Here is a 21,051-nt window from a genome sequence, read left to right as displayed (position 1 = left end):
ATAGACTCTTTAGTATTAACTTAATCCTAATAGAGACTAAAATCTATCACTCTTGAGACACTAAACAAATCATCTCATGACAAATCTATTGTCTGTAAGTAATCCTTATAAGAGTTCTGCAAGACTACTAAGGCGTTCATAAACAGAGATGAGACGATCTCCTTCAAGTTCAACAGAAGTATTTGGATAATTCTGAATAGCTCCAAGTAGTGTAACTTCACCATTTTGTTGAATAGATGTACTTAAAGCGCTTCGCAATGCCTGCCGATCTAATTGTCCTCCAGGAGGGTGAACTACCTCACCAATTTGGTTAACTAAAATTGGCCCAGCCCAACTACCTAGTAAGCTATTTAAAAATGCAGCATCAGCTTTTATTGGTGCTTTCAGTGCCTTACGAGCTACTGCGGGATCTTGTTGCGCTGCCTGTAAATAAGCTCTTAATGTTGGAGTAGTTTTGCCAGTTTCTGTAAACTGACTTAATTCTTCAACCGATATTTGCCCCTGAAAAGTACCATACTTTAAAACAACTTGCTCGGCAGCATTAGCATTAGTAGTTGAAAATAGAACAATACCGCCTATACCTAAAGCTACTATCTGAGTGAGTAACTTAGTAAATTTTTTATTGTTTAATCGACTGAAAAGTTGAGAAATCTGCATTTTGTTAAACTTGATAATGGTATGGAGTAGACATAAGCAAAAAATGCCTATGTCTTAGGATTAAACTTTGTTATTAGGCGAAGCTGCATGAGGTAGTATTGATTGATCTTCGTCTAAAGTTGGTGCAGGTACGCCCAAATGCTTCCTTGTAGTTTCTTCAGCAAGCTTTCGGTCTTGTTCGTTCTCGAACTGATTCTCATCTAACAAATGAGGATTTTTTGCTGCTTCGTCTCGGTTTGGTCGATAACCATTTTTCCACCTGTACTTCCAGTCCATAATTTAAAAGGCAGATATACTATACTACTGCAATTTGATTTCCTAGTTGTCTATAGTAGACGCTGAATGGAAAGTGATACTCCTGCTATGGGTTGAAGAGGCTCATTCAGTGGGTATAAATTTAACATCTTAGAGTAAGAATACTTTGCTGCGTAAATTTTAATACTTTAATACGCAAATAACAAGTCATGAGTGGCGATCGCCAATGTAATAACTATTGTCATGACGAGCTGCGATCGCTACTGGTGTTACATAAAATTTTACAGTTGCAAGGATTTATTTGATTTTATATTTTTATTCAAAAATAGATATGATAAATATTATTTTAGATATTGCCCAAATACATAATCAGACAATTATGCTTAAAGAACAGATTACACAAGAACTAGAAAAATTACCTGAACCTCTGTTACAGGAAATTTTAGATTTTGTTCAATTCTTACAAGCAAAGTACCAAAAAGATAAAATTTTAGAAATCACCATTATGAGTGAATCATCACTGCAAAAAGATTGGTTAAGACCAGAGGAAGATACAGCATGGCAGGATTTGTAAAAGGAGATGTTGTTATTGTTCCATTTCCCTTTTCAGACTTAACTCAGACAAAACGCAGACCTGCTTTAGTTCTTGCTACACTTCAGGGGAATGACCTGATTCTTTGCCAAATTACTAGCCAATCAGTTAGTGATATCTATGCTATTGAACTGAATAATAGTAATTTTAGCTACGGTCGATTGAATCAGCCAAGTAATATCAGAACAAATCGAATTTTTACTGCCGATCAAGAAATTGTTTTATATCAAGCAGGTCAAATAAAACCTGAAAAATTAACAGAGGTGATTAATAAAGTTATTGAAATTATACAGCACTAAAGGCTGTAGTTATATGGAGTATTTGACTAAGTTGGACTGATGACAGTTGATTCGGTAACTGGCGGTTGTTTGACAGTTCTACATGGACTTGGGGCGTCTGATTGTAAAAGTCACTCTCAACCAATATCTCTATAGATATAGCGGTTCCCGATCTGGTGAGGTACGTTTTCAAAGTTACTAACCTTGCTCACAAAGATTTAGGTGTACCTCAGTTGCTTAGGAAACGCTATATAACTAAAAAAGCTATTTTTATTATAATTACACCTTTAGGCTCACGCAATTGAAACTAAAAAGGTTAATACTGAAAAATAACGGTATCAGCATTAAATCTGGTTGTAATCAAAAATTACAGCCCAGATAACAAATAGATAAATAGAGAAAAAAGTACAAACAATGACAACTTCTACAGACCGCGATCAACAGATTAAAAAACTGCATGAGCTAATCAAAGATATTGATTATGGTATGTTTACCACAGTCGATGATGATGGCAGCTTGCATAGTTACCCTATGTCAAAGAGTGGTGAGATTAACTCTGATAGTATACTCTGGTTTTTTACTTATGCTGGTTCCCATAAGGTGACTGAAATTGAACACCATGAGCAGGTCAATATTAGTTTCTCATCACCCGAACAGCAGCGATACGTTTCTATCTCAGGTACAGCACAACTTGTGAAAGACCGCAACAAGATGCGAGAACTATGGAAGCCGGAACTTCAAACCTGGTTTCCTAAAGGACTAGACGAACCTGATATTGCTTTGTTGAAGGTGAATATTAACCAGGTTAATTATTGGGATAGTGTATCGAGTTTCAAGCCACAAACAATTAGTTTTTTGACCCCATCACGTCTTTAAGTAATAAATAATTCGTAATTCGTAATTCGTAATTAACAATTGAATTACGAATTATTTCAGACTTGTAGACTGATTATTGTAGAGAAGGCGATTCATCGCGTCTCTTAACCGAACAGTATTTGAAGTGACTAGCCACCAAAATATCAATCATGGGACGATCGCCTCAAGAAAAGCGTAGGCGTAGCCCGCACTTCTCTACGTTCGCGCAGCGTGTCGCAGACAGACGCTCCGCGTAGCTTGCTTCCCCGGAGGGGTACAACAAGCTCAGTGACCATCGTAGACATCGCTCCATTTGTTTTCATGAAAATATGATGACTAATAAGGAATCGCTTTTGCTTTAATAGGATATAGTACAGTTTTAGAGATATGAGCAAAAATGAATGTAGAGACGTAGCGCTGCTATGTTTCTACAAGGGTTATGGGTAACACATATTTAATTTTACTCATATCTCTTTTATGTAAAATCGTAGTCTTTCTAAACGCACAGGGACGAAAAGCAAGCGCAGAGTGTTTTGGAAGCAATGTTGTATTTAGGAAGTATCAGATGTCGCACAAACAATTGATTTATTGCTGGCAAAAATGGTTACTTCCCATCTTGATGCCTGCCACTGTGCAAATAGTGGTTCTAACATTAGGGATGTTGAGCATCTTGGGAAGCACTGCTCCTATGAGTCATGCTCAAACTGTTTTTAGCACTAGGCACATCCAAGAGCAACAGACATCATCAAAATCGACAGTGCTAAATGCCACCGTATATCACAGTCCCGATTGTAACTGTTGTGGCGGGTGGATTGAGCACTTAAAGACACAGGGTTTTAAAATCACAGATTTTTCTACGCCTGACATCGAAACAGTCAAACAAAAATACAACGTGCCGGATAACTTGTCATCTTGCCATACAGCAATTGTTAATGGATATGTTATCGAAGGACACGTCCCCGCAGGCGACATCAAACGTCTGCTTCAAGAAAAGCCAAATGTTGTTGGTTTATCTGTTCCTCAAATGCCTGTAGGCACTCCGGGGATGGAAATGGGCAATCGAAAAGACCCGTTTTCTGTGCTTTCTTTCGCTCGCAATAACTCAGTTGCAGTATTCAATAAGTATCCTGGTGAGTCCTGAGTGAATTAAAGGGGTCTTTTAACTCAAAACTCAGCACTCTTTATTTAGAACCAGTTTTGATCGACTGCGACAAATGACTTAACCATCTCCTCAACCAGAAAGTAGATGGTGCGCTTGCAATATTTTGAGAAAGAAACTCAATGGCATGGTTACAATCTTGCAGGTTGGCATCGAGTCCCATTGCAAGATAAATTTCACGAGCATTGCAAAAGGCATCCATCGCTTCTGATTCGCGATTGATTTTTTCTAATACCAAACCCACATTAAACCAAGCGTTTGCTTCCCCGTTTGGGTCATTAAGATCGCTTCTAATCTCTAATGAATGCTGATAGAACTCCAACGCCCTTTGGTACTTTCCTAAAGCCTTATAAGCACCGCCCAATCCACTCAAGGCCATGCTTTGACCATTGCGATCGCTGATAAATTTTGCCAGCCCTAACCATTGTTGGTAAAATTCAATTGCTAGTTGGTAAGATCCCAATGATTCATAAGTGTTGCCCAAACTTCCCAGGCAAATGCATTCCCCAGTCCAGTCGCCTGTTTTCTTGGTTATACTCAACCACTGGTGATAAAATTCAATCGCTTGCTCGTACTTACGCAGATATTCATAAGTATTACCCAAGCTTCCTAAGCAAATACCTTCCCCAGTGCGATCGCCTATTTTCCTGGTAATACTCAACCACTGGTGATAAAATTCAATCGCTCGCTGGTATTTTCCCAGTGATTGGTAAGCGTTACCCAACCCAGATAAAGATTTAGCTTCTTCTAAGCGATCGCCTATTTCTTTAGCTATATCTAACCACTGCTGATAAAACTCAATTGCTAGGTGGTACTCACCTAGTGACTGGTAAGCATTGCCCAAACTTGCCAAAGAAATGACTTCTGCATTGCGATCGCCTGTTTCTCTGGCTTTTTCTAAGCACTGCTCTTCAAACTCAATGGACTCAATATTATTTAGGCCCCCGGATCTTATTACTTCTGTCATTCTCTATAGAAATTTTTGCTCGATAAGCTGTCGATTATACAATTTTCTGTGGCTTTAGCACAGGATAAGTGCAACTTATGTCCAAATCGAAAAATTCTTTTTCAATATCAAGCTTTCTTATATCTTTTCATACACAGCGATCGCTATGTATAAAAGGCTTTTATTTATCCTTAGTAATAAGCATACAAATATACCATACTGAAAAACTTAGCGTTCTCAAAAGGTATAAGAAAAACCAAATTAATCAGCAGCAGCATAATCTGGCAATACGTTGAGTTCTAAATTAACAGCACTTAAATAATTTTGATCGTTTAAAACTTGTGATGGTAATTTATCTGCATTCACAGCAGCTTTAACCAAATCTTTCGCAAGAATATTTCTATTCAAAGTTTTAAGTACTAGCTCTTCTCCGCTAGGAATACCATGTTGTTGCAGACCTCCTTGATAAGCAAAATTAACTAGATTCAAAGGCTGGAGGTAATTCGCAGAAGTCGAGTTAGTGGATAAATTATTAGAGTTAACAGCTATTGTTTCACTGTTGTTAGTAGTAGCTGTTTGAGCGCCAGCGATTCCAGGTACAAGAGTGATAGAAGCAAAAATCAGTGCAGAATTTATTAAGTTAGTAAGTTTCATAAGTTATATTTAGGTAAAATGCGATCGGTCTTCCTTAGTAATAGATTCCTCTTTATTATTAATCTCAGCTTCCTTCAGTCAGGTCATCTGATCGGTTGATCTATGACTCACCCAAAAGGGTGAGCTAATTGAGTGATACAAACAGCAATAGAGACTCAGTTAAGTCCAGACACAAAAAAGATTGGTTGAAATTTTCAAGTATGTAACTGAGGCGAGTTGAACATTTATGCAGTTTTTCAATTCGCCTCTTGAATTCCCCTAACAAAACAAAAATTTCTGCTGCTAAGGCGCATCTGCGGCTGATAACTCAAACACGCCCATTGGCCCAAGCCGAATCGTGAGTATTTCTACATCAGTGATTGCTATGTGGGGGCCTTGTTGGGTGTGGGCTGGGGTGAACCAAAAAATTCCACCAGAACAACTCTTTCCCCCAGTTTCTACAACTCCTTTCATCACATAGACATACTCATCGCAAGGATGAGTATGAATGGGAATCGTTGTACCTGCCTTCATTGTTAACAGGTGTATTGAACCCTGCGATACAGGCTCGGCTAGGGGTAAAAACTTAGCACCAGGAAACTGCTCAATGTCCAGCGATCGCTCAAAGTCGGTTTGAATAAAGGTCTGTTCTGACATCTTCTTTACCTCTTTTTAATTAATTAGTGTTCTAGCAAGCTTGACGGCAAAGCGTGTTTATAGTACAAATATACTATAAACACGCTTGATATTGCATAAAACTTTACCACTCCCGACTACACCAATAGGAGAGTACAAAATAAATGAAGCTATCTAAGGTAGACTTGAGCAGTTTAGTAGCGATCGCTCATTCTGATGGATATTTGCAATTGTTGCTCGATCGAGGCAACGAACTAGAGTTTTTGGAAATTCCGGCCCCGATACAAGCTTATGAAGGATTGCAAGAACTCAACGAGGCAATTGCCGAAACGACTGCATTACCCTTTGAAGAAGAACCAATTGTCATGCTACCAGTTGTCTCATCAATGGCTATGGCTGTAGGCTACGATCGCAACGAACAGATTTTGCAAGTTGAGTTTCAGAGTGGAGCGGTTTATCAGTACTTAGGCGTAGACGAGGATACTTGGGAAGATTTACATTCCTCGGACTCAATTGGCAGCTTTTTCAATCAAGAAATTAAAGGTAGATATGACTGCGATCGTCTAGATCGTGCAGATTAATGACTAATAACTGCATGTAGGGTTTTCAATAATTCTTGCGTTGTATAAGGTTTAGATAAAAAGGCTGTATACTCAGCCGTTTTATCGAGCGGTACTTGCTCACTTGTTACTAGTCCACTTACAGCAATAATCGGCAACAGCGGATTTATATTTTGCAATGTGCGAATGGTAGTTGCTCCATCCATCTTGGACATCATTATATCAATAATCGCCGCACTAATTGTCTCTTGATGCTCGGTGTAAATTTCTAATGCTTCCATGCCATCACCAGCAGTAATTGCTGTGTAATTATAGTTTTCTAGGGATGTTTTAGTAATTTCCTGAATGGCAGTTTCATCATCTACAACTAAAATGCATTCTCCCGATCCCGTTGGGATTTCTATATCTTTTAACGACTGGATTGGAACTTGATTAACTGCTGGCAAGTAAACTTGAAATTTTGTCCCTTCGCCTACACAACTTGATACATTAATAAAACCATCATGTTCTTTAATAATTGATATTACTGTTGATAGCCCAAGCCCTGTACCTTTACCCAACTCTTTTGTCGTAAAAAATGGCTCAAATATTCTATCTAATATTTCTTTGCTAATTCCCAATCCTGTATCAGCAACTGTCAAGGCAATGTAAGCACCAACTTTAGCTCCTATATGCATACTTGCATGAATTTCATCAATCCAAATATTCTCGGCAGATATTGTTAAAGTTCCGCCTGTAAGCATGGCATCCCGCGCATTGAGACACAAATTAATTAATACCTGATGCAGTTGGGTGCTATCAGCACAAATAGGTAACAATTCCTCCTGAATTTCTGTGTACACTGTAATTGATTTGGGAAATGTTTGTAAAATAATTTGCTGTATTTCTAAAATCAAGTGTTTGACTTGAAGTACAGTATGTTGAGGCGTAGCGGTTTGTCCTTGGATATCGCCTTCGATTCCCCTGGCGAATGACAGCACTTGCTTAACTAAATCAGCACCACGTTTAGCATTGCTTTCTATGATTGATAGCATCTGATTAATTTGTGGTTCGCGGTTTTTTGCTTTGAGCAGATGCACTGACATCAAAATTGGTGACAACACATTATTTAAATCGTGAGCAATCCCACTAGCGAGAGTGCCTATACTTTCCATGCGTTGGGCACGTAAAACTTGCTTTTCTAATTGTTTTTTCTGGGTAATATCAGTATCAATAGCAAGAATTGATTTGACTTGAGAATGCTCATCTTCAAGCAGCATCCAGCGACTTTCAACGATCAGTTTCTTTCCAGATTTGCTAGTTTTATGTAACTCACCTTGCCAAAAACCATTCTTTAAGACAGTTTGATAAATTTCTAAATATTGTGCCAAAGCTTCAGTGGATAAAAGTTCATCGAAGTATTTGCCTATAGCTTCTTCTGACTTCCATCCATAAAGTTCTTCAGCCTTTTTGTTCCATAATAAAATTTTGTTGGACAAATCTTGCACGAAAATTGCATCATTGACAAGATCCAACAATACTGCTTGTTCGTGAATTTGTTGTTCTACTTGTTTGCAACTGTCCAAAATAGATTCGCTTTGGTGTAATGCTTCTTGTACCTGCTTGTACTCCTGTTTGATGCTTGCCAGTTCAACTAAGTTCCGCCGATTCTCTAGTTGTCTAACTATCATGCGGCTAAGAGTTTGCAATGCTTCCACTTGTTGGGGATTGATTTGGTGTGGTACGCGATCGACTATACACAGAGTCCCGATCGCTTCTCCTTCCGGTGCTAACAAAGGAACACCAGCATAAAATCTCGCACCAAATTCAGCAGAAGTAACTAGGGGATTGGTCGCAAATCGTTTATCAGCCAAGGTGTCGGGAATAATCAAAACTTCACCACTTTCCATGCAAATAGAGCCGAAGCCCTTATTTCGTGGCATTTCCGGTACATCCAACCCCACCTTAGCTTTGAACCACTGACGGTTAGCATCAATTAGATTAATCAAGGCGATCGGTGTGTTACAAATCTGTGTGGCTAAAAACGCTAGATCGTCGAATGCTTCTTCTGGTGGAGTGTCGAGAATCTGGTACTGGTGCAGAGCCTCAAGCCTCGCTGATTCTTTGTTAGACACGAAAGATTTCATTAAATTGTTCCTAACTATTGCTGAATGACCACTTGCCCTCGTGTTACTAATAAACGTGGATTTATAGTGCTTTCTGGAGGTGAGCATTGCCACCAAAAATATCACACAGACTTTTGTGGGCAATTCAGCCTTGACTGCACTTGATAGCTCAATCAAATCACCATTGGATTATTGAAATAAGCGAACAAGCAGATAACTTGATTGTTCTAATTATAATAATATGTCTTAAGGGGGATAACAGTAAATTATGGTGATTTTAAACAGATTTTAGAAGATTTTAGTCACGAGTATTTTTTGCTAACAAATAAAATTACTTTTACTATGACAAGAGAATTTTAATCCTTAATTGCTATCCTGATAGACAACAAAATTTATCAACTTCAAAAATCCTCTTTTGCCCACAAGCATTAACTAAAGCCACTCAACATAGACTAGTAATGCTTTCTTCAGAGACAATAGAAAAAACCTATATAATATCAACGCAGTTATGACAACCACACTTACCTCTGCTGTTAAACCAAGAGCCGAAGATAGTTTTGCCATTACCTTTGCGCCATTATCTCTGGAAGAAATCTACGCCAAATCTGACGATCCAGCCAATGGTGCTGTGGTTGTGATGAGTGGTATGGTTCGCAATCAAACCGATGGTAAGCCTGTGATTGCTCTAGAGTATCAAGCTTATGAACCGATGGCGTTGCGGATATTTTATCAAATTGCTGCTGATATTCGCTTATCTATGTCTGATGTGAATCGAGTCGCGATTTATCATCGTGTTGGACGTTTGCAAGTTGGGGAAATCAGCGTTTTAGTAGCTGTGGGTTCTCCTCATCGGAGTGAGGCGTTTGAAGCTTGCCAATATGCTATTGATACCCTCAAACACAATGCCCCTATATGGAAAAAAGAACATTGGCAAGACGGTTCTAGCACCTGGGTGAGTATTGGTGCGTGTGAAACATCAGGAGAAAATTGTTGATTTGAAAAAGAATTCAGAATGGGCTACGCCCCGCTGCGCTAACAGGAGTCAGATTGACAAAATCTTGACAAGCATAGGTAAAATGCTATGCTCTTTTTCCAAATCTATTGAACTCATCGACACCACTCACCAGAACCTTGAAAACCGTGATAACTTCTCTACGAGACGCTGCGCGAACGTTGAATGGTGTCGATTGTTTCCACAGTAAGGGTTTCAGGCTACAACATCGATTGTTTGTCGCTGTGCAAAAGTACTCTTAACGAACTCTGCAATCTCTATACGATTCCCACCGGGATCTTGGAGGAAAAACCGCACGCATCCTGGAAGTGGTCGTCGATCGGGAATAATTTCTATCCTATGCTCTTTTAGGTGTTCTTCAAAGGCGTTCAAGTTATCGACTTGGAAACAAAAATGTCGTCTAGATGCTTGGTTATTGGCATTTTTCTCTCTACTAACGTGCAGTTCAATGTCTCCCAACTTGTACCACGCTCCTGAATCATTTTTGATGACATCAGGTCTGGGAATTTCACTCAATCCTAAAACTTTACTATAAAAAAACAGCATTGTATCCTCCACTTCCAGAGGATAGGTAACTTGAATATGATGAACTGCATTAAGCTTCATAAATTTTTCTCCTAATTTGGGTTAAATTTGGTAACGCTACAATCACCTTTTGCCCTAATACTGGCGTATTTCTAAAGTTTTTCTGTTCCGACTACCAAACATCTATACAACAAGCTTGCCCATACTGATGCGTTCTTCAATGAGATAGCCAAGTTTTCTATAAAACTCAACTACTTCTGCGTTGGAGACACGAACTTGGAGATTGATTTTGAGGCATCCCATCGCTATCAATACCCTCTCTGCGTGCTGCACTAGCTTGCTACCAATACCCTGCCGTTGATACTGAGGACTGACCGCAACTGTGTATAGCCAACCGCGATGCCCGTCATATCCTGCCATGATAGTGCCTACAATTACAGAGTTAATCTCAGTAACGAAAAACAACTCAGGCTGTACAGCAAGCTTCTGACTGATTACCAAGTTTGGGCTGCTGTGCGATGGGTTATTAGGAAACACCTCATCCCACAAAGCACTGACTAATTCAGCATCAGATTCTTGATATGGTCTTATATTCATCTACATCTCTAAATCAAAGGACTTGCCTTTGCACATTGTTTGTGAAATACTACTCTTAAAACTACGGCAAATCGATATATTTTAAGTAGTATTGTACAAAAATTACCATAAAACATCGCGTCCTGAAAGCAATTACAGGCTAATCCTAAGATGACAAACACAGAAATTCGCACTGCTCAAGTGAAAGTCCCTAACGGAGATTTGCAAATTGATGCTTACTTAGCTGAACCAGCCCAAAAGGGAACCTTCCCAGCCGTGATTGTGATTCAGGAAATTTTTGGGGTTAATATTCACATTCGGGAAGTTGCTGAAAAATTTGCCAAAGAGGGTTATGTGGCGATCGCACCGACTTTATTTCAACGCACCGCTCCCGGTTTTGAGGGTGGATACACTCCTGAAGATGTTCAGCAAGGAAGAGGATATAAGGAACAGACAACAGCCGATGAAATATTGAGTGATATTAAGGCTGCGATCGCTTATTTAAGAACTCTACCAAATGTGCAAGGAGATGCGATCGGCTCCATTGGTTTCTGCTTTGGTGGTCATGTCGTTTATCTAGCTGCCACCTTACCAGATATTAAAGTTACAGCTTCCTTCTATGGTGGCGGGATTCCCAACTCAACTCCCGGCGGTGGAGAACCAACCATCACCCGCACTCCAGAGATTAAAGGCCCCATTTACGCCTTCTTTGGTCTTGACGATCAGGGAATCCCCTTAGAACATACAGAACAGATTGAGGCTGAATTGAAGAAAAATCAGATTACTCATGCTATCTTCCGTTATCCCGGTGCGGGACATGGCTTTTTCTGCAATCATCGCGCTAGCTACAATGCCGAAGCTGCTGCCGATGCTTGGAAAAACGTTCAAGAACTATTCCAAAAGAACCTTCAGCTTCAAAAAGTTTAAATCTTTAGGTTACGAGCAATACAACACTAGAGGCGCACATCTGTGTGCATTGGTGTCAACTTAAGCAAAAAGCTTTGTCAAATCTCGTTTTCAGCCTCTGGGCTGGAAATGCTGCTCCTGGTGGCTCTGCCGCCAGCAAAGGAAGCTGAGCCTCTAAGACAGCATTCCCAGTCTGAGCAGGGGAACGAGACAATATCTAAAAGCTTTTTCTAGGCTGGCTTTCACGTTAAGTTGACACCAATGATCTGTGTGCCTTTACGACTGAAAATAGGCAAATATTAGCCAAATAAGTCCAAAAGCAAATAAAAAAATAAAGTATCACGTCCATGATTCCCGCCTTCAAACAGCCACGAGTTCAAATTTTTCAACGTTTTTCACTATTCCTTTTACCTGGATTATTAACAATCTCAACAACCTTAATCAGTTGCTCAGTCCAAACTCCAAATTCAGCAAATCAAACCACTGGCTTGAAAACCAAAGTTGTCCGAATGGGATATCAAAGTTCTGGGGATATTTTCAGACTTAAAGGATTGATCGAAAAACGTCTAAAGCCTTTAGGTGTTTCTGTAGAATGGGCGCAATTTGCCGCCGGGCCACAACTGATGGAAGCGATGAATGTGGGCAGGGTTGATATTGGCTCTGTAGGCGAGACTCCCCCGATATTTGCCCAAGCGGCGGGCACATCTTTAGTTTATGTTGCTAGTAATAAACCCAGTACTGGTAAAGGAAGCGGGATTATCGTTCAAAATAATTCACCGATTCGGACTTTAGCCGATCTCAAAGGTAAAAAAGTAGTTTTTCAAAAGGGTTCTGCGTCCCATTACTTATTAATAAAAGCTTTGGAAGAAGCTGGTTTAAAATATAATGATATTCAAGCTATTAGCCTCCCTCCTTCAGAGGCTCGTGATGCCTTTATTCAAGGAAAAATTGATGCCTGGGTAACTTGGGATCCTTATTTAGCTGTGGCTGAAAAAAAGGCCAATGCTCGTGTTTTGCGAGATGCTAGTGGCATTTCTACTCAGGGCGGATATTACATGGCAGCGAGAAAATTTGCCACAGAAAATCCGAAATTAGTACGATTAGTTCTTGAGGAGATAGACAACACAGGGCAATGGGCTGAGAAAAACCGAGCAGAAGTTGTAAAACTGACTATTCCTCACCTCAAAATTGATGAAGATATTTTAACAACAATGGTTGGAAGGCGAACTTACGGGTTAAGACCAATTACACCCGAAATCATGGAAAAACAACAGAAAATTGCCGATTTGTTTGCCAAAGAAAAAGTGATTCCTAAACCCATCAATATTAAGGAAGCGATGCTGACTAGCGAACAATATGCAGCTATAACACCGGAAACCATTAGCCAAAAATAGTGCCAGGAGATAAGAAAATGGAAGTTTTTTGGTATTTGCCGACACAGGGAGATGAGCGTTATTTAGGTACTACAATCGGCAGGCGACCAGCCACTTACCCCTATATGCAGCAAATCGCCCAAGCTGTTGATAAATTGGGCTATGGCGGGATGTTGATTGGTACTGGACAAAAACAAGATACTTGGATTGTCGCTACTTCATTAATTTCAGTTACAGAACGCTTGCGGTTTCTTGTAGCCTTTCGTCCGGCAATTATGTCGCCTTCTTTGGCAGTTAGAATGGCTGCTACTTTTGACCAGATTTCTAATGGTCGAATTATTCTGAATGTTGTCACTGGTGGCGACACCAAAGAACTTGCAAAAGATGGAATTTTCTTAGATCGTGACCAGCGTTATGAACTCACAGATGAATTTTTGACAATTTGGCGATCGCTAATGCAAGGTGAAGAAGTAACCTATAGTGGTCGCCATCTGAAAGTTCAAGGCGCTAAACTCCAATTTCCTCCCGTACAAAAGCCTTATCCCACTTTATATTTTGGTGGTTCTTCAGATGCGGCGCTCCAAGTTGCTGCCAAACACATTGATGTGTATTTAACTTGGGGTGAACCACCAGGTCAAGTTGCCCAAAAGATTACAAAGGTACGTCGATTAGCAGCAGAACAAGGTAGAACAGTCCGCTTTGGGATTCGGATGCACGTCATAGTCCGCGAAACTACGCAAAAAGCTTGGGATGCAGCTAATGAACTGATTCAGTATGTTGATGATGAAACCATAGCAGCTGCACATCAGCGGTTTGCTCAGTCGGAATCAGAAGGACAACGCCGCATGGCTCAACTGCATAATGGCGAACGCAAAAACCTAGAAATTAGCCCCAACTTATGGGCAGGTGTTGGCTTAGTGCGTGGAGGTGCTGGGACTGCCTTAGTTGGAGATCCAGACACAGTTGCAGCGCGAATGCTGGAATATGCCGATTTAGGAATTGATACCTTCGTTTTCTCAGGTTATCCCCATCTCGAAGAAGCTTATCGAGTCGCAGAATTACTGTTTCCTCGCTTACCAGTGCAAACCCCAGGCATCGCATTGCCACAGCAGGTTGCAAGTACATTCAGTGAATTTGTTACCAAAACAGATTTACTCAAACCACAGCCTGTGTAAGCAATTCAAAATTAAAAAAAGCATGAGTACTAAAAAACCTCAACTTAGACAGCCTAATTTTTCTAAAGCAAGTTTTGCAGCAAAAAGGCTCAAGCATTCCTACCTGAGCTATAACTAAATTCAATTTATAGACTAGCTTCAAAAGCTATATCTTTCGATCGCTAGTGGATAAGCTCAGTTAAAATTTATGGCTATAGTAATGTAAGATAATTATCTGGATGATGTCTGGTTAAAATCTATAACCTCAACAAAATCTAAATTACTAAAGCTGGGAGTTGGGAAACTCCGGTGAAATTCCGGGACTGTGCCGCAGCTGTGATGGGATTACCCAAGTCAGAATGCCAACTCTCAGGATGTCCTTAAGACACACTCACCGTCTACTCCCTGCGTTGCACGGGGAAGGAGTTCTAAGTTTGGTTTCTGGGTTTGCCACTTGTCCTGGCTTGTTTTATGCTACTCCCGCCGCAGATGGTATATTATCTCGCGTTAGAATACCAGGTGGGATTATTAGTAGTCAGCAGTGCCGTGCGATCGCAGATATAGCAGAACAGCACGGTGGCGGCTATATAGATGTGACTAATCGAGCCAACCTGCAAGTCCGTGAAATCCGCACGGGGATAAGTGCTGAGGTTCTGAAATACCTACAAAATATGGGATTGGGTTCTGACAATACTGTTGTAGACCAAATCCGCAATATTATGACCAGTCCAACTGCTGGTATCGATCCCCAAGAATTAATCGACACTCGCCCTTTTGTCCAAGGTTGGGATGATTATATTGCTGCACATCCGGCGCTTTCGGGACTGTCGGCCAAATTTAGCGTTTGCTTTGATGGTGGTGGGATAATTCAGGTGTGCGATCGCTTGAATGATATCACCTTTGCAGCTGTCTTAGTTAACGATAATGTTTATTTTCGCCTCTATCTCAGTGTCGGCGAGAAGGGTCAATCGCCCAGCGATACTGGAATTTTGTTACCACCAGAGGACTGTTTGCCCGTCTTAGCAGCTTTGGCGGATGTCTATCTAGCTTATAGTCATACTACGAGTAAGCGGCGGCTACGTCTAAGAGAGTTATTGAATACTTTGGGTTGTGAAAATTATCTCCAAGAAGTTGAGCAGCGTCTACCTTTTTCTCTTTTATTTAGTGAAATCAGAAAAGATCTAACCCCCCAACCCCCTTCCCTGCAAGGGAAGGGAGAGAAATTCTCCCCTCTCCTACAAGGAGAGGGGTTGGGGGAGAGGTCAGATGCGAAATATCAGCATATTGGCATCCATCCCCAACGTCAGCAAGGCTTATTTTACATTGGTGTCGTCTTGCCTCTTGGCCGATTGGAAAGTAGACAGATACGCGGTTTAGCAGATTTAGCAGCAAAATACGGCAGTGGAACTCTCAGGCTAACCCCTTGGCAAAATTTGCTCCTTACAGATATTCCTCAGCAATGGGTTGCTGATGTCCAAAGTGAAATTGCTTTATTAGGATTAGATTCTTCTGCAAGCAACATCAAGGGTGGATTAGTTGCCTGTTCTGGAAAAAAGGGTTGCGCCGCTTCTGCCACTGACACTAAAAGTCATGCATTGGCATTGGCAGAGTATCTTAAAACTCGCATTACTCTCGATTACCCAGTTAATATTCACTTCACTGGCTGCGAAAAATCTTGTGCCCAGCACAGCAAAAGTGATATTACTCTCCTCGGCCTCAGCATTGAGGCTGAAAATAGAACAGTGGAAGGATATCACATTTATGTTGGTGACAGCAATCAGAAATTCGGACGCGAACTATATCAATATGTAACTTTTGCCGAACTACCTGCATTAATAGAGCGGATGCTATATGTATATAAAATTCAACGCTTAAATTCTAATGAATCCTTTGGGGAATTTGCTAATGGATATCCAATAGCACAATTACAGCAGTTATTTGATAAACACTTAGAAAATGGAACCACAGATAAATACAGATGATTGATTCCTCCCTTTCTCTGACTCTGCGTTCTCTGCGTCTCTGTGGTTAATTAAATTAGGTATTTTTCTATTAAAAAAGAAGTATCTATACAGCAGTTTCGGCAGCTATGAGGTACATCCTAAAAGCTGAAAGCAATGATAGGAGAGGGGCAAGGAGAAAACTATATTGCATAATAGCCGGAAGCGCTGTAACTAACAAATCAATCCAAAATTTAAAATCTAAAATCCAAAATTGAATGTCCGACTATATCCGAGATGCCAACGAAATTTACCGTAATTCATTTGCAATTATCCGGTCAGAAGCAAACCTAGATGTGTTACCACCAGATGTAGCAAAAGTTGCTGTGCGTCTAATTCATGCCTGTGGGATGACGGATATTGTCACAGACTTAGGATATTCACCAACAGCAGTACAATCCGCAAGGGCAGCACTGGCCGCAGGAGCGCCAATTCTGTGCGATTGTCGGATGGTTGCCGATGGCGTTACCAGACGGCGGTTGTCTGCAAACAATCAAGTTATCTGTACCCTTAACGAACCGGAAGTGCCAGAACTTGCCCAGCGTATGGGTACTACAAGGTCGGCGGCAGCTCTAGAATTATGGCGATCGCACCTGGAAGGCTCAGTAATTGCAATTGGGAATGCGCCCACAGCACTATTCCGACTATTAGAAATGCTCGATGAAGGAGCGCCCAAACCTGCAATTATCTTGGGCTTTCCAGTGGGGTTTGTCGGTGCAGCCGAATCAAAAGCCGCACTGGCAGCAGATAGCAGAAATGTACCATTTTTAACCTTACACGGTCGGCGCGGTGGAAGTGCGATCGCGGCAGCAGCAGTTAACGCCCTGGCAACGGAGGAAGAATGAATATGCAACCCAAAGGTCGTCTTTATGGAATTGGTGTCGGCCCGGGCGATCCCGAACTATTGACTCTGAAAGCACTGCGGCTATTACGTGCGGCTCCTGTAGTAGCTTATCAATCAGCCACAGATAAAGAAAGTATCGCTAGAGCGATCGTGGCGCAATATCTTCCTGGCAATCAAATCGAGGTACTATTTCACCTCCCCCGCGCTTTGGAACCAGAAAAGGCCAAGTCTATTTATGACAACGAAATTCAACCAATCGCCGACCATTTAGCAGCCGGTCGAGATGTCGTAGTGTTATGCGAGGGCGATCCATTTTTCTATGGTTCATTTATGTACCTGTTCACGCGGTTATGCGACCAATACGAAACAGAAGTTGTCCCCGGAGTTTCCTCGTTGATGGCTTGTCCGGTAGCTTTGGGTGTACCTTTCACCTACTACACCGATATTCTCACTGTTCTACCCGCGCCATTGCCAGCAGAAGAACTGACTACACATCTGCTGATGACCGATGCAGCCGCAATTATGAAGCTAGGTCGTCACTTTACCAAAGTACGAGATATTCTGCATAAATTAGGGCTAGCATCACGGGCAAGATATATTGAGCGGGCATCAACATCACAGCAACGCATCATCCCCCTAGATGAAGTCGATCCAGCCGAAGTACCCTATTTCTCAATGATTGTGATTCCCACCAAGAATCGACTATAGACTGACCTTTTCTTTTTAGTTAAGGTATTGTTTAACTGATGATTGAGACTTTACCATAAAGAAATACTTCAAGAAAAGTTGATGGCTTCTAATAGCACCTTCACTCCTGATACGATCGCTGCTGGCTTTCATGCCCTGTCTGACCCCCTACGGATTAAGGTATTAGAACTGCTGCGCTCTCAAGAACTATGTGTTTGTGACCTGTGTGACCACCTGGGAACCACTCAATCTAAACTGTCATTTCATCTCAAAACCTTGAAAGAAGCGGGTTTAGTTCGCGCTCGTCAAGAAGGGCGCTGGATTTACTACAGCCTCAATCTACCGCAGTTTGTTGCCTTGGAGCAGTATTTAGCAGAATTCCGCCGTTTTAGCCCCATATTACCTATTCGTCCCCCCTGCGAGAGTTAAAAATCCATCAATTTTTTTTGTAATGTTTTATTTACTTATAGCTCTCTACGGATTGACAAATCAATTTTTTTTGAAATGATGGAGATATACTCTTGATATAACTCACAGGGGTGGGGTCAATGAACACAACAACAAAGGAATTGGCTCTCGCACTCGGAATGTTGGCTTTGACGACCAGTTGTACAGCACCATCCAACACATCTACTCAAACTCAGCAGTCACCGAAGGTTACTGAGGTCAGAGATTCTGGTAAGGCTGCAACAATTAAAATTGATGGTTCCAGCACGGTCTATCCGATTACCCAGGCGATGCCTGCGGCGGGCTACGCCTACGCTAAAGACTATCAAGCCAATCCAAAGAATCAGGTACAGGTTGCAGTTAACATTTCTGGTACTAGTGGCGGGTTTGAGAAATTCTGTAATGGAGAAACCGATATTAGCAACGCTTCTCGACCGATTTTGAAGGCAGAGATGGAAGCTTGCAAAAAAAATGGTGTGACGTATATGGAGTTTCCCATTGCTTTTGATGCGCTTACCGTTGCCGTCAATCCACAAAACAATTGGGCAAAAGACATCACAGTAGCAGAATTGAAAAAGATTTGGGAACCGTCAGCCCAAGGGAAAATCACTCGCTGGAACCAAGTACGTGCATCTTGGCCAGATCGCCCACTTAATTTGTATGGTGCTGGGAAAAAATCTGGTACTTTTGACTACTTTACAGAAGCGACTGTAGGTAAAACTAGAGTCAGTCGTAATGACTACACAGCCAGTGAAGACGATCGAGTATTGGTGGATGGCATTAGCAAAGATCCAAATGCTTTGGGTTACTTTGGCTATGCCTATTACGAAAAATCCCAAAATAAATTAAAAGCGCTGGCAATTAACAACGGCAAAGGTGCAGTACTGCCATCACGTCAAACTGTAGAGAAAGTTCAGTATCAGCCCCTTGCTCGACCTTTGTTTATCTATGTTAATTTTCGGGATAACCAAAACAAAAAATTAGTAAACAAATTTGTCGAATTTTACATTGATAAAGCCCCAACAATAGCAAGTTCTGTAGGTTATATACCTTTACCAGATGATAGTAAACGCCTCAATTACGTTCACTTATATCAAGGCAAAGTGGGAACAGTATTTGAAGGAGAAGCAGAGATGAACTTGACGATTGGAGAGTTATTACGGAAGGAAGGAAAGTTTTAGATATGGATAATCATCTAAACCAATCAACTTGTTCATTATGAAACTTTGAATGTAGCTGTATGAACCCCATGATGAACAAAAAGACTGCCAAACGCCTCTCTTTTATTGACCGTTTCCTAACCTTGTGGATTTTTTTAGCAATGGCGATCGGTGTTGCCCTTGGCTATTTCTTTCCTGGAGTAGAAGCCTTTATCAACCAGTTCCAGGTGGGAGCAACCAATATACCGATCGCCATCGGGTTAATTCTGATGATGTATCCGCCCTTAGCCAAGGTGCGGTATGAAGAACTAGGGGATGTATTTCGCAACGGAAAAATTCTTGGTGTTTCACTAATTCAAAATTGGATTATTGGGCCAATTTTGATGTTTGCTCTGGCGGCTATCTTCTTACACAGTTATCCAGAATACATGACGGGATTAATTCTGATTGGATTAGCCCGTTGTATTGCAATGGTAGTTGTGTGGAGTGACTTAGCACGAGGCAATACAGAGTATACGGCTGGATTGGTTGCCTTCAACAGCATATTTCAAGTTATCTTTTATAGTCCTTATGCCTGGTTTTTCATCACTGTATTACCGCCACTATTTGGATTACAAGGTAGTGTTGTGAATGTCAGCATTGCCGAGATTGCTGAAAGTGTATTTATCTATCTTGGCATTCCCTTTTTAGCTGGATTTTTCACTCGTTTCTTCTTAGTAAAGGTGAAAAGTAAGCAGTGGTATCATGAGGAATTTGTGCCTAAAATCAGCCCGATCACGCTGATTGCTCTGTTATTTACAATCGTCGTTATGTTCAGCTTGAAAGGGAATTTGATTGTTCAGATCCCCTTAGATGTAGTGAAGATTGCAATTCCGTTGATTGTCTACTTCATCATCATGTTTATGGTCAGCTTTTACATGGCTTGGCGCGTTAAGACGGACTATTCTAGAGCCGCAAGTGTAGCATTTACATCGGCAGGAAATAACTTTGAATTAGCGATCGCAGTGGCGATCGCAGTATTTGGCATTAATTCGGGTGTTGCTTTTGCCGCCGTCGTCGGGCCTCTTGTCGAAGTGCCTGTATTGATTGGTCTGGTTAATGTGGCTTTCTGGTTTGAAAAACGTTATTTTTCGCCATCTGAATCGAGAACCTTTTAAATTTAGTCAAATTATTCGGAGGAGTTGAACCATGAAACGTGTGATGTTTGTCTGCAAAAAGAATTCTGCGCGTTCCCAAATGGCGGAAGGTTTTGCTAAAACTCTTGGTAAAGGAAAGATTGCAGTGATTAGCTCTGGGTTAGAAGCAAGTCAGGTTAGACCAGAAGCAATCGCAACCATGAAAGAAATTGGTATCGACATTACCGATCAACACTCCAAACCCCTCAGTGATTTCCAAGCGAAAGACTTTGATGTAGTGATTTCTTTGTGTGGCTGTGGCGTGAATTTGCCGCCAGAGTGGGTTGTGCGGGAAGTATTTGAAGACTGGCAGTTAGACGATCCAGCAGAACAACCAGAAATTTTTCCGAGAGTCCGCGATGAAATCAAAGAACGGGTCACTCAATTAATTGAGTCTGTAAATAAAGAATTTACAACTGCTTGATAAATATTACTTGTAATACCGAGATTACACTAAAGCTCGAACCAATGGAGCAAGAAACAATTCAACCAATTTCAGAGAACCTCTACCAATTC

Annotated in this window: 24 protein-coding genes and 1 riboswitch; of the genes, 16 read left to right on the top strand and 8 right to left on the bottom strand. The window is 41.1% G+C overall.

Annotated elements, in window-relative coordinates:
* Window positions 1-105: 105 nt before the first annotated feature.
* Window positions 106-657, bottom strand: coding sequence for an alpha/beta hydrolase (locus tag ACM0OX_RS02265; protein ID WP_414512714.1), 552 nt, complete (start codon window positions 655-657; stop codon window positions 106-108).
* Between the two features lie 60 nt (window positions 658-717).
* Window positions 718-933 (bottom strand): bromodomain-containing protein, encoded by a 216-nt coding sequence (locus ACM0OX_RS02260; protein ID WP_414512713.1) that lies wholly within the window; start codon window positions 931-933, stop codon window positions 718-720.
* Between the two features lie 310 nt (window positions 934-1,243).
* Here ACM0OX_RS02260 and ACM0OX_RS02255 point away from each other — a divergent pair, with 310 nt between their 5' ends.
* From ACM0OX_RS02255 to ACM0OX_RS02240, 4 genes are all read left to right on the top strand, one after another.
* Window positions 1,244-1,486 carry a DUF2281 domain-containing protein gene (locus ACM0OX_RS02255; RefSeq protein ID WP_414512712.1) on the top strand — a complete coding sequence of 81 codons (243 nt, stop codon included), beginning with the start codon at window positions 1,244-1,246 and terminating at the stop codon, window positions 1,484-1,486.
* Window positions 1,471-1,803, top strand: coding sequence for a type II toxin-antitoxin system PemK/MazF family toxin (locus ACM0OX_RS02250; protein WP_414512710.1), 333 nt, complete (start codon window positions 1,471-1,473; stop codon window positions 1,801-1,803). Before ACM0OX_RS02255 ends, ACM0OX_RS02250 begins: the two co-directional genes overlap by 16 nt.
* Window positions 1,804-2,196: 393 nt before the next feature.
* Entirely contained in the window at window positions 2,197-2,658 is a 462-nt protein-coding gene (locus tag ACM0OX_RS02245) for a pyridoxamine 5'-phosphate oxidase family protein (RefSeq protein WP_094350599.1), read from the top strand.
* A gap of 544 nt (window positions 2,659-3,202) precedes the next feature.
* Window positions 3,203-3,778, top strand: a complete 576-nt coding sequence (locus tag ACM0OX_RS02240; protein ID WP_414512708.1) for a DUF411 domain-containing protein — start codon at window positions 3,203-3,205, stop codon at window positions 3,776-3,778.
* A 40-nt stretch (window positions 3,779-3,818) separates the two neighbouring features.
* On the opposite strand, the gene ACM0OX_RS02235 is transcribed toward ACM0OX_RS02240, so the two are convergent.
* The 3 genes from ACM0OX_RS02235 to ACM0OX_RS02225 form a co-directional block, all read right to left on the bottom strand.
* Window positions 3,819-4,763, bottom strand: a complete 945-nt coding sequence (locus ACM0OX_RS02235) for a tetratricopeptide repeat protein (RefSeq protein WP_414512707.1) — start codon at window positions 4,761-4,763, stop codon at window positions 3,819-3,821.
* A 240-nt stretch (window positions 4,764-5,003) separates the two neighbouring features.
* Window positions 5,004-5,396: a hypothetical protein gene (locus ACM0OX_RS02230; RefSeq protein WP_414512705.1), complete on the bottom strand. Its 393-nt coding sequence runs from the start codon at window positions 5,394-5,396 to the stop codon at window positions 5,004-5,006.
* Window positions 5,397-5,678: 282 nt separating this feature from the next.
* Window positions 5,679-6,032, bottom strand: a complete 354-nt coding sequence (locus ACM0OX_RS02225; RefSeq protein WP_414512703.1) for a cupin domain-containing protein — start codon at window positions 6,030-6,032, stop codon at window positions 5,679-5,681.
* A 143-nt stretch (window positions 6,033-6,175) separates the two neighbouring features.
* Between ACM0OX_RS02225 and ACM0OX_RS02220 the strand changes: the two genes are divergently transcribed.
* Window positions 6,176-6,592: a KTSC domain-containing protein gene (locus tag ACM0OX_RS02220; protein WP_414512701.1), complete on the top strand. Its 417-nt coding sequence runs from the start codon at window positions 6,176-6,178 to the stop codon at window positions 6,590-6,592.
* Here the strand turns inward: ACM0OX_RS02220 and ACM0OX_RS02215 are convergent.
* Window positions 6,589-8,697: an ATP-binding protein gene (locus tag ACM0OX_RS02215; RefSeq protein WP_414512699.1), complete on the bottom strand. Its 2,109-nt coding sequence runs from the start codon at window positions 8,695-8,697 to the stop codon at window positions 6,589-6,591. The genes ACM0OX_RS02220 and ACM0OX_RS02215 overlap by 4 nt on opposite strands.
* 487 nt (window positions 8,698-9,184) lie before the next feature.
* On the opposite strand from ACM0OX_RS02215, the gene ACM0OX_RS02210 reads away from it, so the two are divergent.
* Window positions 9,185-9,670: a molybdenum cofactor biosynthesis protein MoaE gene (locus tag ACM0OX_RS02210; protein ID WP_094350603.1), complete on the top strand. Its 486-nt coding sequence runs from the start codon at window positions 9,185-9,187 to the stop codon at window positions 9,668-9,670.
* Between the two features lie 213 nt (window positions 9,671-9,883).
* Here the strand turns inward: ACM0OX_RS02210 and ACM0OX_RS02205 are convergent, their stop codons facing one another.
* Together ACM0OX_RS02205 and ACM0OX_RS02200 are read right to left on the bottom strand one after the other, a co-directional pair.
* Complete coding sequence (locus ACM0OX_RS02205; RefSeq protein ID WP_414512696.1) at window positions 9,884-10,294, bottom strand: VOC family protein; 411 nt, start codon at window positions 10,292-10,294, stop codon at window positions 9,884-9,886.
* Window positions 10,295-10,396: 102 nt separating this feature from the next.
* On the bottom strand, window positions 10,397-10,810 hold the full coding sequence (locus tag ACM0OX_RS02200; RefSeq protein ID WP_414512694.1) for a GNAT family acetyltransferase: 414 nt from the start codon (window positions 10,808-10,810) through the stop codon (window positions 10,397-10,399).
* A 150-nt stretch (window positions 10,811-10,960) separates the two neighbouring features.
* On the opposite strand from ACM0OX_RS02200, the gene ACM0OX_RS02195 reads away from it, so the two are divergent.
* The 10 genes from ACM0OX_RS02195 to arsC all read left to right on the top strand — a co-directional run bounded on the left by ACM0OX_RS02195 (window position 10,961) and on the right by arsC (window position 20,959).
* Entirely contained in the window at window positions 10,961-11,716 is a 756-nt protein-coding gene (locus ACM0OX_RS02195) for a dienelactone hydrolase family protein (protein WP_334899878.1), read from the top strand.
* A gap of 326 nt (window positions 11,717-12,042) precedes the next feature.
* A complete protein-coding gene (locus ACM0OX_RS02190; protein WP_414512692.1) occupies window positions 12,043-13,089 on the top strand; it encodes a sulfonate ABC transporter substrate-binding protein in 1,047 nt (348 codons plus the stop codon).
* Between the two features lie 17 nt (window positions 13,090-13,106).
* Window positions 13,107-14,243: an FMNH2-dependent alkanesulfonate monooxygenase gene (gene ssuD, locus ACM0OX_RS02185; protein ID WP_414512690.1), complete on the top strand. Its 1,137-nt coding sequence runs from the start codon at window positions 13,107-13,109 to the stop codon at window positions 14,241-14,243.
* Window positions 14,244-14,498: 255 nt separating this feature from the next.
* Window positions 14,499-14,608, top strand: a riboswitch (cobalamin riboswitch).
* Window positions 14,597-16,204 (top strand): precorrin-3B synthase, encoded by a 1,608-nt coding sequence (gene cobG, locus ACM0OX_RS02180; protein WP_414512689.1) that lies wholly within the window; start codon window positions 14,597-14,599, stop codon window positions 16,202-16,204. (Overlaps the previous riboswitch by 12 nt.)
* A 236-nt stretch (window positions 16,205-16,440) precedes the next feature.
* Complete coding sequence (locus ACM0OX_RS02175) at window positions 16,441-17,067, top strand: precorrin-8X methylmutase (protein ID WP_414512687.1); 627 nt, start codon at window positions 16,441-16,443, stop codon at window positions 17,065-17,067.
* Window positions 17,068-17,069: 2 nt separating this feature from the next.
* Window positions 17,070-17,774 carry a precorrin-2 C(20)-methyltransferase gene (locus ACM0OX_RS02170; protein WP_094350610.1) on the top strand — a complete coding sequence of 235 codons (705 nt, stop codon included), beginning with the start codon at window positions 17,070-17,072 and terminating at the stop codon, window positions 17,772-17,774.
* Between the two features lie 81 nt (window positions 17,775-17,855).
* Window positions 17,856-18,182 carry an ArsR/SmtB family transcription factor gene (locus tag ACM0OX_RS02165; protein WP_414512684.1) on the top strand — a complete coding sequence of 109 codons (327 nt, stop codon included), beginning with the start codon at window positions 17,856-17,858 and terminating at the stop codon, window positions 18,180-18,182.
* Window positions 18,183-18,301: 119 nt separating this feature from the next.
* Window positions 18,302-19,381: a PstS family phosphate ABC transporter substrate-binding protein gene (locus tag ACM0OX_RS02160; RefSeq protein WP_414512683.1), complete on the top strand. Its 1,080-nt coding sequence runs from the start codon at window positions 18,302-18,304 to the stop codon at window positions 19,379-19,381.
* A 71-nt stretch (window positions 19,382-19,452) separates the two neighbouring features.
* The gene (gene arsB / locus ACM0OX_RS02155; protein WP_414512730.1) at window positions 19,453-20,517 is read left to right on the top strand and encodes an ACR3 family arsenite efflux transporter; all 1,065 of its coding nucleotides are present in this window, start codon (window positions 19,453-19,455) and stop codon (window positions 20,515-20,517) included.
* 31 nt (window positions 20,518-20,548) lie between these two features.
* On the top strand, window positions 20,549-20,959 hold the full coding sequence (arsC, locus tag ACM0OX_RS02150) for an arsenate reductase, glutathione/glutaredoxin type (RefSeq protein ID WP_414512681.1): 411 nt from the start codon (window positions 20,549-20,551) through the stop codon (window positions 20,957-20,959).
* The last annotated feature ends 92 nt before the right edge of the window (window positions 20,960-21,051 follow it).

The sequence above is a fragment of the Nostoc sp. PCC 9305 genome (assembly GCF_963920915.1).
In the GTDB taxonomy this organism is placed as follows: domain Bacteria; phylum Cyanobacteriota; class Cyanobacteriia; order Cyanobacteriales; family Nostocaceae; genus Nostoc.
Note: the sequence above shows the minus strand (reverse complement) of the source record. Positions and strands in the feature narration are given on the sequence as shown.

Bases quoted from the DNA above. Each gene is read 5' to 3' on its own strand.
- ACM0OX_RS02265 (WP_414512714.1), bottom strand. From the start codon at position 657: ATGCAGATTTCTCAACTTTTCAGTCGATTAAACAATAAAAAATTTACT.
- ACM0OX_RS02260 (WP_414512713.1), bottom strand. From the start codon at position 933: ATGGACTGGAAGTACAGGTGGAAAAATGGTTATCGACCAAACCGAGAC.
- ACM0OX_RS02255 (WP_414512712.1), top strand. From the start codon at position 1,244: ATGATAAATATTATTTTAGATATTGCCCAAATACATAATCAGACAATT.
- ACM0OX_RS02250 (WP_414512710.1), top strand. From the start codon at position 1,471: ATGGCAGGATTTGTAAAAGGAGATGTTGTTATTGTTCCATTTCCCTTT.
- ACM0OX_RS02245 (WP_094350599.1), top strand. From the start codon at position 2,197: ATGACAACTTCTACAGACCGCGATCAACAGATTAAAAAACTGCATGAG.
- ACM0OX_RS02240 (WP_414512708.1), top strand. From the start codon at position 3,203: ATGTCGCACAAACAATTGATTTATTGCTGGCAAAAATGGTTACTTCCC.
- ACM0OX_RS02235 (WP_414512707.1), bottom strand. From the start codon at position 4,763: ATGACAGAAGTAATAAGATCCGGGGGCCTAAATAATATTGAGTCCATT.
- ACM0OX_RS02230 (WP_414512705.1), bottom strand. From the start codon at position 5,396: ATGAAACTTACTAACTTAATAAATTCTGCACTGATTTTTGCTTCTATC.
- ACM0OX_RS02225 (WP_414512703.1), bottom strand. From the start codon at position 6,032: ATGTCAGAACAGACCTTTATTCAAACCGACTTTGAGCGATCGCTGGAC.
- ACM0OX_RS02220 (WP_414512701.1), top strand. From the start codon at position 6,176: ATGAAGCTATCTAAGGTAGACTTGAGCAGTTTAGTAGCGATCGCTCAT.
- ACM0OX_RS02215 (WP_414512699.1), bottom strand. From the start codon at position 8,697: ATGAAATCTTTCGTGTCTAACAAAGAATCAGCGAGGCTTGAGGCTCTG.
- ACM0OX_RS02210 (WP_094350603.1), top strand. From the start codon at position 9,185: ATGACAACCACACTTACCTCTGCTGTTAAACCAAGAGCCGAAGATAGT.
- ACM0OX_RS02205 (WP_414512696.1), bottom strand. From the start codon at position 10,294: ATGAAGCTTAATGCAGTTCATCATATTCAAGTTACCTATCCTCTGGAA.
- ACM0OX_RS02200 (WP_414512694.1), bottom strand. From the start codon at position 10,810: ATGAATATAAGACCATATCAAGAATCTGATGCTGAATTAGTCAGTGCT.
- ACM0OX_RS02195 (WP_334899878.1), top strand. From the start codon at position 10,961: ATGACAAACACAGAAATTCGCACTGCTCAAGTGAAAGTCCCTAACGGA.
- ACM0OX_RS02190 (WP_414512692.1), top strand. From the start codon at position 12,043: ATGATTCCCGCCTTCAAACAGCCACGAGTTCAAATTTTTCAACGTTTT.
- ssuD (WP_414512690.1), top strand. From the start codon at position 13,107: ATGGAAGTTTTTTGGTATTTGCCGACACAGGGAGATGAGCGTTATTTA.
- cobG (WP_414512689.1), top strand. From the start codon at position 14,597: ATGTCCTTAAGACACACTCACCGTCTACTCCCTGCGTTGCACGGGGAA.
- ACM0OX_RS02175 (WP_414512687.1), top strand. From the start codon at position 16,441: ATGTCCGACTATATCCGAGATGCCAACGAAATTTACCGTAATTCATTT.
- ACM0OX_RS02170 (WP_094350610.1), top strand. From the start codon at position 17,070: ATGCAACCCAAAGGTCGTCTTTATGGAATTGGTGTCGGCCCGGGCGAT.
- ACM0OX_RS02165 (WP_414512684.1), top strand. From the start codon at position 17,856: ATGGCTTCTAATAGCACCTTCACTCCTGATACGATCGCTGCTGGCTTT.
- ACM0OX_RS02160 (WP_414512683.1), top strand. From the start codon at position 18,302: ATGAACACAACAACAAAGGAATTGGCTCTCGCACTCGGAATGTTGGCT.
- arsB (WP_414512730.1), top strand. From the start codon at position 19,453: ATGAACAAAAAGACTGCCAAACGCCTCTCTTTTATTGACCGTTTCCTA.
- arsC (WP_414512681.1), top strand. From the start codon at position 20,549: ATGAAACGTGTGATGTTTGTCTGCAAAAAGAATTCTGCGCGTTCCCAA.